The sequence below is a fragment of the Salipaludibacillus sp. CUR1 genome (assembly GCF_021028955.1).
Lineage (GTDB): Bacteria > Bacillota > Bacilli > Bacillales > Salisediminibacteriaceae > Salipaludibacillus.
Genome location: NZ_JAIWPE010000037.1, coordinates 63215 through 75476 on the forward strand (window position 1 = coordinate 63215; position 12262 = coordinate 75476).

General features: G+C 45.3%; 10 protein-coding genes. 9 read left to right on the forward strand and 1 reads right to left on the reverse strand.

What is annotated here, in order from left to right:
* Positions 1 to 4 precede the first annotated feature (4 nt).
* The 6 genes from K8O68_RS21605 to K8O68_RS08675 all read left to right on the forward strand — a co-directional run bounded on the left by K8O68_RS21605 (position 5) and on the right by K8O68_RS08675 (position 6804).
* Positions 5 to 892 (forward strand): NuoI/complex I 23 kDa subunit family protein, encoded by an 888-nt coding sequence (locus K8O68_RS21605; protein ID WP_370640507.1) that lies wholly within the window; start codon positions 5 to 7, stop codon positions 890 to 892.
* Positions 889 to 1386, forward strand: a complete 498-nt coding sequence (locus K8O68_RS08655; protein WP_230896499.1) for an NADH-quinone oxidoreductase subunit J — start codon at positions 889 to 891, stop codon at positions 1384 to 1386. The genes K8O68_RS21605 and K8O68_RS08655 overlap by 4 nt, the downstream gene beginning before the upstream one ends.
* Positions 1382 to 1696 carry an NADH-quinone oxidoreductase subunit NuoK gene (nuoK, locus tag K8O68_RS08660; RefSeq protein ID WP_143051239.1) on the forward strand — a complete coding sequence of 105 codons (315 nt, stop codon included), beginning with the start codon at positions 1382 to 1384 and terminating at the stop codon, positions 1694 to 1696. Before K8O68_RS08655 ends, nuoK begins: the two co-directional genes overlap by 5 nt.
* A 112-nt stretch (positions 1697 to 1808) precedes the next feature.
* Complete coding sequence (nuoL, locus tag K8O68_RS08665) at positions 1809 to 3809, forward strand: NADH-quinone oxidoreductase subunit L (protein WP_230896500.1); 2001 nt, start codon at positions 1809 to 1811, stop codon at positions 3807 to 3809.
* Complete coding sequence (locus K8O68_RS08670) at positions 3806 to 5338, forward strand: complex I subunit 4 family protein (protein ID WP_230896501.1); 1533 nt, start codon at positions 3806 to 3808, stop codon at positions 5336 to 5338. Before nuoL ends, K8O68_RS08670 begins: the two co-directional genes overlap by 4 nt.
* 5 nt (positions 5339 to 5343) lie before the next feature.
* Positions 5344 to 6804: an NADH-quinone oxidoreductase subunit N gene (locus tag K8O68_RS08675; RefSeq protein WP_230896502.1), complete on the forward strand. Its 1461-nt coding sequence runs from the start codon at positions 5344 to 5346 to the stop codon at positions 6802 to 6804.
* 256 nt (positions 6805 to 7060) lie between these two features.
* Here the strand turns inward: K8O68_RS08675 and K8O68_RS08680 are convergent, their stop codons facing one another.
* Positions 7061 to 7918: a vanadium-dependent haloperoxidase gene (locus K8O68_RS08680; protein ID WP_230896503.1), complete on the reverse strand. Its 858-nt coding sequence runs from the start codon at positions 7916 to 7918 to the stop codon at positions 7061 to 7063.
* Between the two features lie 644 nt (positions 7919 to 8562).
* On the opposite strand from K8O68_RS08680, the gene K8O68_RS08685 reads away from it, so the two are divergent.
* The 3 genes from K8O68_RS08685 to spoIID all read left to right on the forward strand — a co-directional run bounded on the left by K8O68_RS08685 (position 8563) and on the right by spoIID (position 12130).
* The gene (locus K8O68_RS08685; protein ID WP_093053133.1) at positions 8563 to 8796 is read left to right on the forward strand and encodes a DUF1146 domain-containing protein; all 234 of its coding nucleotides are present in this window, start codon (positions 8563 to 8565) and stop codon (positions 8794 to 8796) included.
* Positions 8797 to 9324: 528 nt separating this feature from the next.
* Positions 9325 to 10656, forward strand: a complete 1332-nt coding sequence (murA, locus tag K8O68_RS08690; protein WP_230896504.1) for a UDP-N-acetylglucosamine 1-carboxyvinyltransferase — start codon at positions 9325 to 9327, stop codon at positions 10654 to 10656.
* A 397-nt stretch (positions 10657 to 11053) separates the two neighbouring features.
* The gene (gene spoIID / locus K8O68_RS08695; RefSeq protein WP_230896505.1) at positions 11054 to 12130 is read left to right on the forward strand and encodes a stage II sporulation protein D; all 1077 of its coding nucleotides are present in this window, start codon (positions 11054 to 11056) and stop codon (positions 12128 to 12130) included.
* Positions 12131 to 12262: the final 132 nt, after the last annotated feature.

Genomic DNA, 12262 nt, shown 5'->3' on the forward strand with positions numbered 1-12262 from the left:
TTAAATGTTTCGTTTACTAAAGGGGTTCGGCGTAACCTTAAACTATTTCAGAAAAAAGAATATTACCATCCAATATCCAGAAGAAAAAGTGGTTATGCCTGAACGATTCCGCGGAATCCACCGTTTTTTCCCGGAAAAATGTATTGTATGTAATTTATGTGTGCAAGCGTGTCCGACAGACGTCATTACACTTTCAGGCAAGAAGAGCGAGGAAAATCCTAAGAAAAAAGTGATCGACACCTACAACATTGATTTTCAGGGATGTATCCTTTGTGATTTCTGTACTGAAGTGTGCCCGACAGAAGCCATTGTCATGACTGCACGTTACGATAACTTAAGTGAATTTAACCGGGCCGCTCACTTTAAAGATATTGAATGGCTTACAAACAACAAACACTACGGAAATTACACTGAAACAAAACCAAAAGAAGATAAGCCGAAGAAAAAAGCGGCAGAAAAGCCGGCTGCTGAAAAGAAAGAAAAAGCGGCAGTAGGGGCGGGAGCGAAAGCTGAAGGCAAAGACGCAGCAAAACCGTCAGCCAAGTCCGGTGCTGAAAAAACATCCCAGGCTGCTTCAAAGCCTGAGTCGGGCGGAAAAGCTGAAGCAAAACCGGCTGAAAAAACAGAAAAAGGAACGAAGGCTGAAAAGCCGCAGGCCGATTCCAAACCAGCAGCTGACCGAAAAGCAGAGGCCAAACCTGACGAACAGAAAGGGTCTGCCCGCAAAGAATCAGCAGCCGATTCCAAACCGAATCCGCTTCCGGATCCTGAAGCAATGCCTAAACCTGCAGCAGACAAAAAAGTTGACTCAGACCCGAAACCTGAAGCTGATACGAACAAACGGGACAGAAACAACGACGGGGATGGAGCGGGAAGAGGTGACGACAAGTGACTGGGCAAATGATCTTTTTTATCATCTTTGCATTGATCGCGATTACCGGAGCCGTCTTAATTATTGCACTTAAACGGATTTCCCACCGTGTTGTTTCCATGGCATTCAGTTTCATGGCTGTTGCCGCCCTTTACTTTCTCTTGGGGGCAGAGTTTATCGGCATTATCCAGATTATGGTTTATGTCGGTGCGATAACGATCTTATTCGTGTTTGGTATGATGATGACCGACCACAGAAATTTCAGTTTCGGACCGGATCCAAGAAAATGGCAGCAGGCACTCAGTTTTGTCGGAGTAGCAACCCTGTTGGGGCTTATGCTGTACGGCATATCAACGCTTGATATGCACGAATCGACCCAGCCATTTGTAGGAAGTGTCGAAGCAATTGGGCTGGAGCTTTACGGGCACTATTTTATTGCATTCCTTGGATCGGCTTTTCTTTTAACTTCCGCTCTTATCGGAGCGATAGTGATCGCACGAAAGGAGGCCGATTAATATGGTGCCTGTGACCTTCTTTTTAGCACTAGCGGCCATTTTATTTTGCATCGGATTATACGGGGTATTAACGAGGCGCCATCTCGTCATCGTACTTGTCTGTATTGAATTAATGCTTAACTCAGTGAATATTAACCTGGTTGCGTTTTCTGCAATCGGACCCTTCGCCAATATTACAGGGCAAGTGTTTACACTGTTCGTTATCACTGTTGCAGCAGCGGAAGCCGCGGTTGGCCTGGCCATCCTCATTGCACTGTACCGCAACAGAAATTCCATAGATGTGATTAAGCACGACCTGCTGCGCTGGTAAAACAACCGCAACAATTAATTAACTTAACGTGTTTAAAAAGCGGACAATGGAATTCGGACTTTTTGAACACTGTCTAATTATGAAAGAGACTAATTGAAGAAAAGGTGATGGTATGATACAGAATGCCTGGTTAATCCCGGTTTTTCCGCTTATCGCCTTCCTTATTCTGTTATTCATTGGAAGATTTCTTAAAGAGAAGGCTTCTTATGTAGGAATAGCAGCATTGGCCCTGTCGTTCATCGTTTCCGTACTGGTTTTGTTTGAACGGATTGGCGGAGAAACTTACACGTTTGTTATTGAATGGATTACCTTTGGAGAAAGTACGATTACCATGGGCTATGAGGTCACCGCTTTAAATGCGATGATGCTGATTGTCGTAACTCTTGTCAGCCTGGTGGTTCATATTTTCTCCCGTGAATATATGCACGACGATAACCGGATTCACGTTTTTTATTCTTATCTCGGATTGTTCTCGTTTTCCATGCTGGGCCTTGTTCTTGCACCGAACGTGCTGCAGCTTTTCATCTTCTGGGAGCTGGTCGGTTTATGTTCCTTCCTTCTTGTAGGGTTCTGGTATTTTAAACCGGAAGCAGCCGCTGCTGCAAAAAAAGCGTTCTTAACGACCCGGATCGGGGACGTAGGCTTACTGTTAGGTCTTGTCATCTTATTTAATCAGACCGGAAGCTTCGACTATGGCGTCATCTATGCTGCAGTTGAAAACGGGCTGATTAATGACACGCTGATCACAGCAACCGCTCTTCTTATTTTCCTCGGTGCTGTTGGTAAGTCAGCTCAATTTCCGCTTCACGTCTGGTTACCTGATGCCATGGAAGGTCCGACACCTGTCAGTGCCCTTATCCACGCAGCGACAATGGTTGCGGCGGGGGTATACTTAGTCGGTGTCATGTACCCGTTATTCCTTGCTTCATCGACTGCCATGACAGTTGTTGCTTATACAGGAGCGATTACGGCATTTTTCGCCGCGACAATGGCTCTTGTAATGACTGACATTAAGCGGGTTCTGGCCTATTCAACAATCAGCCAGTTAGGGTTTATGATTTTAGCTTTAGGAACGGCAGGCTATGTAGCAGGTCTGTTCCACTTGATGACGCATGCTTTCTTTAAAGCGCTGCTTTTCCTTGGAGCAGGAAGCGTGATCTTCGCTGTACACCACCGCCAGGATATTCGGGACATGGGTGGTTTATGGTCAAAAATGAAAATTACTTCTGTCACCTTTTTGATAGGGGCGCTGGCGATCGCAGGGGTATTCCCGCTGGCCGGTTTCTGGAGTAAGGAAGAAATTCTCGCTTCGGCACTGCTGAACGGAGACGGCTTCCTTTTTGCAATAGCTCTTATCACAGCGTTTATGACGGCGTTTTATATGTTCCGCCTATTCTTTAAAACATTTACAGGTGAATATCGCGGAGGAGACCACGATGACCCTCATGCTGACGACCCGCGAGTTGATGCTTACGGGGCAGCAGATGTGGCTGAAGCAGATAACCCGCGCGATGAGTCCATGGATAAAGAAGCTCATGTCCCTCCAGCTGAGGATCATGGCCACCATCACTCACCTGAGGAAAACTCCGGTTTTATGACCTTGCCGCTCATTGTACTCGCATCTTTGGCGGTTGTTGCCGGATTAGTGAACCTGCCGTTTATGGGCTATCCGCTTGAAGGCTTTCTGACAGAAGGGCTTAACCTTGGATCACAGCCGCATGGCGCCCTTTGGCTTGCAATCCTGTCATTAGCTGTCGCGGGTTCGGGGATTGCGCTTGCCTGGGCGATGTATTACAAAGGCGCGATTGCGGAAGACTTCTTTGCCAAAAAAGCTCCCGGCGTCCATAACCTTCTTTTGAACAAATACTATTTAGATGAAATTTATACAGCTGTTTTCGTAAGGCCAACTGTTGCGATCGGACGTTTCTTCTGGGAAATGGACAAAAGCATTGTCGATGGCATGGTCAACCTGATTGGACGGTCTACAAGCTCGACCGGACGCTCATTCGGCAGACGCCATAACGGACAGCTGCAAACTTACGGACTGGTGTCTATCCTCGGAGGAATTGTTGTCATCGCACTTGCCTTCGTTCTAAGGGGGTATTTCGGATGATGGGAAATCTCTTAACCTGGCTCGTCTTTGTTCCGCTGATCGGGGCTGCTCTGATATTGACGATCCCGAGAGAAAACGTCAATGTCATTCGTTCTCTTGCCGCTATCGTATCAGGCAGTGCCTTAGTTCTTTCCCTCATTATATGGGGAGGCTTTGACCGCGGTGTCTCAGGCATGCAGTTTGAAACTGTTGCCCCGTGGTTCGATATCGGATTTTTACAAATTAACTATGAAATCGGAATTGACGGCTTATCCATGCCGCTTTTAGTGCTCACAACGATCGTCACAACACTGTCGATCTTTGCATCCTTCTCAATAGTAAAAAGAGTTAAAGAATTTTACGTCTGGACACTCGTATTACTTACAGGGATGCTCGGGGTCTTCGTAGCACTTGATATGTTCCTTTTCTTCCTCTTCTTTGAGTTAACACTCATTCCGATGTTCTTCTTAATTGGAATATGGGGCGGAAAAATGAGAGAATACGCGTCCTTCAAATTTTTAATCTATACAGGACTCGGAAGTGCGATAATGTTTATTACGTTTATTGCCATGTTCGTTAAAGGGGCAGAGGCAATGCACTTCCAGGAAACATCTTTCAGCATGATCCGCCTCGCGGAAATTTATGCGAATCCGGCCAATCCGGAAGTACTGACAGGGGCTATAAAAGGCGGTTTGTTCCTTGCCTTATTTGTTGCCTTTGCGATAAAACTGCCGGTTTTCCCGTTCCATACATGGCTTCCTAACGCCCACGTTGAAGCACCGACAGCAGCAAGTATGATTTTAGCCGGTGTGCTGTTAAAAATGGGGGGTTACGGACTCATCCGTGTCGGTTTCGGTGTTCTTCCTGACCAGGCAGCAAGATTTGCCACCCTCATTGCGATTTTAGGGGTTATAAACATTATTTACGGGGCGCTTCTCGCACTCGTACAAACAGATTTAAAGTCTTTGGTGGCTTACTCAAGTATCAGTCACATGGGGATTGTTCTGCTCGGTGTGGCTTCGTTCACAACCGCGGGGATGCAGGGCGCGATCTTCCAGCTTGTCTCCCACGGGTTTATCTCAGCGCTTCTCTTCTTTATGGTGGGAGCGATTTACGAACGGACAAAAACACGTACGATTTCAGAGCTTGGCGGCTTATCTAAGTCTGTGCCGATTTTAGCAGGGTTTATGCTTGCGGCAGCCATGGCTTCTGTCGGCTTGCCTGGACTGTCAGGCTTCGTCAGTGAGTTACTGGCCTTTATCGGTATTTTCGGAGCATCAGCTGACCTGATTCCGGCAGCGTATACGATCGGCGTCATCGGTGCGATTGGGATCATATTGACTGCGGCGTATCTGCTGTGGGCAATGCAGCGTACGACGTTCGGTCCAATGAAAGAAAAATACGTCGGACTCCCGGATGCCCGTCCAATGGAATACGTACCAATGGTTGGTTTATTGGTATTAAGTATCGCCATCGGGGTTTATCCGCATCTTCTAAGTGACGTAATTAACACTACAGTAATCGACATCGTGTCGAAGATAGGGGGTTAAAGACAATGACAGCTTTTGATGCCAACTGGTCTTTAATGACTCCGGAAATTGTCTTAGCCGCATTAGCTTTACTTGTTTTTACAATAGACTTTATGACAGGGATTCATGGGAAAAAGCCGTTTATCGGCCGTTTGTCGGTATTATCCCTGTTAGTCACGGCTGTTCTGGTCGTCGTGACTAACAGCACGAGCGGGTCGATTGCGGAAGTATTTGTCGTAGATCCATTTGCGATGGTATTTAAACTGATCATTCTCATTGGCGTGGCGATGGTCATTTTAATCAGCATGAACTTTCTTGACAGAGAGCGGAATGCGGAAGTCTACCAGGGTGAATATTATTCAATCATGCTTTTTGCCGCGCTGGGAGCTATGATTATGGTCTCGTCCGCGGACTTGATCACCCTCTTTATCGGGCTCGAAATTTTAAGTATCTCGTCTTATGTCCTTGCAGGATTTAAGAAATATTCCCGCCCATCTACGGAAGCGGCAATCAAGTATGTGGTGCTCGGCGGAACAGCTTCCGCATTTATTCTTTACGGCATGTCTTTCCTTTACGGATTGACAGGATCCACAAGCCTGCTGGAAATCGGCCAGGCAATTCCGATGCTGTTTGAAGAATATACCTTTGTCGTCATGATGAGCTTCTTGTTCATGCTCGCAGGGTTCGGATTTAAAATTTCCATTGTGCCTTTCCACATGTGGGCGCCGGACGTCTATGAAGGAGCTCCTACACCGGTTACAGCTTTCTTATCAGTTGTTTCCAAGCTGGCCGGATTCGGGATTATTCTCAGAGTGTTCTTCCTCGGCTTTGGCGGCGTTTACCAGGAATGGGCGTTCATTATCGCAGTTATTGCAGCAATCACAATGATTGCAGGTAACTTTATTGCCTTGACTCAGACAAACGTTAAGCGCCTGATGGCATATTCCGGAATCGCTCAGGCAGGTTATCTGCTCGTCCCGGTCGCTACGGTGGTAGGCGACGTGGGAATTAACATGATTGTGTTTTACAGTGTCGCTTATTTAATGATGACACTCGGAGCCTTCGCTGTGATTACTCTCGTTACGGAGGATACAGGAACGAGCGACCTCAGCAGTTTTGCAGGGCTGTATCAGCGTGCGCCTTACCTGGCTATTGCCATGACGGTATTCCTTGTGTCATTGGCCGGACTGCCGTTAACTGCAGGGTTTATAGGAAAAGCCTACATCTTTTTCGGTGCAGTAGCGGGTGAAATGCTGTGGCTTGCAATTATTATGATTGTGACCAGTGTCATTTCCTTCTTCTACTACTTTGGATTTATTAAACAGATGTTTATGACAGACCCGAGGCCAAACGATAAAGAACTGGCTGTTCCGGGGAGCATGCAGACAGTAGTCACTGTGTCGCTTGCTGTAACAGTTATTCTCGGAATCCTCCCGGGGCTCGTACTGGACATCTTTAACACCTTTAACTGGATGGCTTTTTTCTAGAAAATATTTATTTTTGATTTTGAAAAAATAACGAGACGCCTGCGGGAAAAGCAAGAGCTGAAGATCCACCGGGTGTTTTCCCCGGTTAGCTGAAGCCTTGCCCGCGGCAGTTCTGTTACATGCGACGAGTAACCGCAGGAGCAAGCGAGAATTTTAAAAAATGTTTAACTTTAAACAGTACCATAATAAAAGTGGTTAGAGCACCTGCGAAAAGCGGGTGCTCTTTTTTTCGTGTCTGTGCTACAGGCCGTATTAATTAAAAAGGAAATGTATATAACCTTGGCCGCTGAGTAACATTTTCCACTGGAGGGAACGGAATTAGCTGCTCATACGGCGGAGGAGGCAGAACGGCATTTCTGTTTTCAGTAAATGGCTCGTCAACCGGACGGCGTCTGGCATCTCTCTGTCTGCTGACATGTTTAACGACAGCGTCTGCGACTTGCCGGCCTAGCCGGAGGCCTTCCTCATTGTCGGCGGGGAAGTGGACACCTGCATACAACCGTGACAGAGCGTTTTCTTCAGCAATCTCGTGAAGCCTTTCTTTTTCTGCCGGGAAAAAATAGCCTAAAATACCTTCCATACAGCCCGCCGCTGTTGCATGGCCGGACGGATATGCAGGGAATGGGGGAGTTTCAAGCAGTGGTACTAAATCAGGATCCACCTGGTCAGGCCGGGCGATGTCAGTTAAATATTTAAAACGCCAGTTAATAATCATCGCATCATTAATTGCCGATTGAGTGACAGCAAGAATTCTTGCGGCACGCAGCGGGTTAACACCGTAAGTGTCAATCAGTCTGTCAATAACAGGAGTGATCTGCTTTGTGGGCGGACCAAAGGCGTAATAACGCGCTATTTTTTTCTGTTCATCAGTCAGATTAGCAAGAGTTTCTTTTACCGCTTCTAACTCTTCTCCTTTAAAGTCAATGCAATGAGGGTTCTTAATTTTTAAACTGGCTAACCTTCCGTGCAGATCGGTAATTTGTTTACGCCGGTTCCTTCTGAAAAAAAATAACGGCCATGACCCCGCCTGCGGCTCAAGCGGTGTTAACCTTCCATCATTCAATTCTGACCATTTAGGCGGCTCATAACGGTGCTTGCAACACTTTTTCTTCATAATCATTAACTCCTGACTTAAAAAGTTTAATCCTTCACCTCTTATAAGATACGTACGAACCCCCAATTTGGTTAATAAAATAATTCCAATAAATGGGGGGTCTGACCCCAATCCTGACCCCAGTCCCCAAAAAAATAAAAGGAAAAAATTTAAACTTACGGACAAAAATGCGGGTGGTTCTGCGTATGATGTTCTTGTGAAAAAAAGAGCAGGCGTCAAAGTCAGCCGTGATTGTCTTGCTCTTTTGGCCGCACCCGTGCGTAAAAGGAAGCTTTTCACACCTCTTAAAGTTTTTTAGAGCAAGAGCCGTAATTTTCACTTTTTTTTCAGCTTTCTTTAAAAAAAGTTTAAGAAAACGGTTCCAAGTGTACATTAATCATAAGTCGGGTCTGATTAATGGAAATTTCTTGATGTGATACCAAAAAAACATACGAAAGACCTAACAGAAAAGACAAGAAAAAGTCAAAAAAACTGTAGCCGGAGGGGTTGTTTTCGGTTATCATTATCTTTGTGCTCGTTTATTCAATTTTTCACTAAGTGTGTTATTAAGGGTGAAGGCTGAATAGAATGAGCAGGTGAGGATTCCTGAGTGGAATCGATATCAGAAGAAATAGGAGACAGTATATTCACGGAGGGTTAGCATCATGATCGACTCACTTGGACAGCAGTCATTATTTAACATACTAATCAGTTTAATGGTTTTAACTGTCGTATGGTGGGCGGTGCAATCATTCAAATTTGATTTGTTTGTAAAAAACCCTGATGGTGCGAAAGCAAAAGCACTCGTGATTATCGTTACACTTGCTTTAACGCATATGGTAACAAGTTTTTTACTGAACTATTTAAACTGGTCAACAATGCTGAGACACCTTTTTTAGGAAAAAACTAAGACGCGAAAGAAGGAGTGGATGAAAACCACAGGACACCGGCTGATTAGCGGATACTTCCATGTATCATAAACCAATTACAGGTAACAATTTAATTAAGAGCAACTATAAAAGGCAGGGTTTAAAGTTGGTTTTTTATGGGAATAAGGACACCGCATGCTTATTTTTTATCAGCAGGTTGGACACTCTACATGACAATTTAACGAATTAGATCCTATTTGCATTAACAATTGATAAAACACTTATTTACGATAAAAGACAAAGCAATGCCAGCAATAAATAAACAGAAGAATTTAGTTCGGCACCACACCATGAAAAACATAAGTAACACCAGGCCCTTTCCACGCCTCATACTTACATGAAGGACACAGCTGGAAAGAAGACAGAAACACCCCAGGTAATCACAGCAAGCGACGCACACCAGCGGAATGGGCGTGTAAACAACCCCGCTGGTTGGCACACGAATGATTACCAGTGAATATGAATGAATTATACAATCTGGACGCGGAGGGGAATACATTGGAAAAAATTATCGTCCGCGGTGGCAGGCGCTTAAGCGGCACTGTCCGAGTTGAAGGAGCCAAAAATGCTGTTTTGCCAGTCATCGCTGCATCCATTTTAGCAAGTAAAGGCAAGAGTAACATTTATGATGTACCAGCCTTAGCTGACGTATACACAATCAATGAAGTTTTACGCAATCTTAACGCAGACGTATCCTACGAAGGAAAACGCCATATAGAAGTTGACGCACAGAAGGAATTGGCTACGGAAGCCCCGTTCGAATATGTACGTAAAATGCGTGCATCTTTCTTAGTTATGGGACCGTTGCTTGCCCGCGTGGGTCATGCGCGTATTGCGTTACCGGGAGGCTGCGCAATCGGATCACGTCCGATTGACCAGCATCTTAAAGGATTTGAAGCCATGGGCGCTAAGGTTGAAATCGGAAACGGGTTCATTGAAGCGAAAGTGGACGACCGTCTGTATGGAAACAAAATCTACCTCGACTTTCCGAGCGTAGGCGCAACTGAAAATATTATGATGGCAGCAACAACTGCAATTGGAACGACTATTATTGAGAACGCAGCTGAAGAGCCTGAAATTGTATGTCTTGCTAATTACTTGAATGCTATGGGAGCAAAAGTCAGAGGCGCAGGTACAGGTACAATTAAAATTGATGGTGTAGATGAACTTGTCGGCGCAGACCACACGATTATTCCTGACCGAATTGAAGCGGGAACCTTTATGGTAGCCGCGGCAATTTCCGGCGGAGACGTGCTTGTGGAAAACGTCATGACGGAACACCTTCGTCCGCTTATTGCAAAAATGAACGAGATGGGCGTCATCATCATTGAAGAAGACAACGGAGTCCGGGTGATCGGACCTGAAAAATTAAAAGCTGTTGATGTCAAAACAATGCCGCATCCTGGGTTCCCGACAGATATGCAGTCACAGATTATGGCATTAATGCTTAACGCTGAAGGCACGAGCGTCATTACTGAAACTGTCTTCGAAAACCGGTTTATGCACGTGGAAGAATTCCGCCGCATGAATGGAAACATTAAAATTGAAGGCCGGGCAGCTATTATTAACGGCCCAATGAAACTTCAAGGAGCTGAAGTAGCTTCTACCGATCTTCGCGCAGGTGCTGCGCTGGTGTTAACCGGCCTCGTTGCTGAAGGGTATACCCGTGTCACTGAATTAAAGCATATCGACCGAGGTTACGTTGACTTTGCAGAAAAATTACGGGAACTAGGTGCAGATATCGAACGGGTAAAAGAAGAAGAGCAAGTAGAAATGGAAAATTTAGAAGCACCGGCGCCATTAAAAATGGATCCGAATTTTGCTTCCTGATATCTGGTCTTATCGCTATCTTCAATAGATATCTTATTATTAAGCCCTGTGGGCGGTCACTTATGGCCGCTCGCAGGTTTTTTTGTGTGTGAAGTTTTATTTGGTAAATTTTAAAGGGATTTTATTGTAAATGAACTTATTTGCCAGGACCGGGGCTGCGGACAGTCCTGGTGTGTTTAATAAGACAGGCGGAAATACCTGTGTTAGATGCCGTGAAACCGGGCAGAATCATAGTTGGAGGCATAAGAGCAAGGCTAATCATAATGTAGCTTTCATACGGCTCTACCAAAACTACTAATTTCCTTCTCTAATGTTCTAATCATTAAATAGAGTTCATAGATATGAGATAGACATGCGATGACAGGATTATTTTATACAAAGAGAGGGAGGACGTCGTATGGTAAAAAATTTAATAATAGTAGGTCTTATATTTATGATAGGCATCCTGGTGGTCCCTTCGATCCTTGTGACAAGTTTTCCTAGTGAGACGCCGGGGGTGGAAGAGCCTATTCCTGCAGATACTGAAACGAAAGAAACCGAACCTGCGGAAGCCCAGCCTGCTTCAGAGGAAAATGCCGGAAGTACACTTCCTGCAGAAGTTCAGACTGTTTCTGTCTTTCGGTCAAGCAGTGAAATGATAGAGGAAGTTCCGCTTGAAGAATATATTGCAGGAGTTGTCGCTTCGGAAATGCCAGCATCTTATGAAATGGAGGCTTTAAAAGCGCAGGCGCTCACGGCGCGGACTTATTTATTCCGTCAGATTATGGATGGGCACGATCTCAGTCTTCCTGAAGGAGCGGACGTGACGGATACGGTGCTTCATCAAGTTTTTAAAAATGAAGAAGAACTTATCGAAACATGGGGAGGCGAATTTGAGTGGAAAATGTCGCGAATTCGCCAGGCAGTATATGAAACGGAAGGCCAAGTCATCACATTTGAAGATGAACCTATCACAGCTACTTTTTTCTCTACCAGTAACGGCTATACCGAAAATTCAGAGGAATACTGGGAAAGTGAGTTTCCTTATTTAAGAAGCGTAGAAAGTCCGTGGGATGTGGAATCGCCAAGGTATAAAGGAACGCGGGAGCTTTCAGTCGGGGAATTTCAGCAAAAACTTCAGGTGGAGCTGGCTGGAGAAGGCATAGGGGAAATTGAATCACGAACAACAGGCGGAAGAGTAGCCAAAGTAACGATAGGAGGAAAAACCTTTTCCGGACGCGAAATCAGGGATGCGCTTGAGCTGGATTCCAGCGACTTTTCATGGGAAAGACAAGGGGACCGGATTCTTATTGAAACAAGAGGATGGGGGCACGGTGTCGGGATGAGCCAGTTTGGCGCTGACGGAATGGCTAAAGAAGGATATACTTATCGCGACATTATTCAACACTACTACCACGGAGTTAGTATAGAAGAAGCCTCAGCTGTTCTAGTAAAACATGAGGAAAATGAGAATCTAGCAGACGACGTAGGGTAATCTTACAAAAAATGGGGGGTCTGTCCCAGTAGCCTTGCATGAATGGAATATAATGTAATTTTGAGTTTACAAACACAAAAAAAGCTCCTATTGTAGAGGAGAGACCAATACTTGTTCCCAATCCTCTACAAA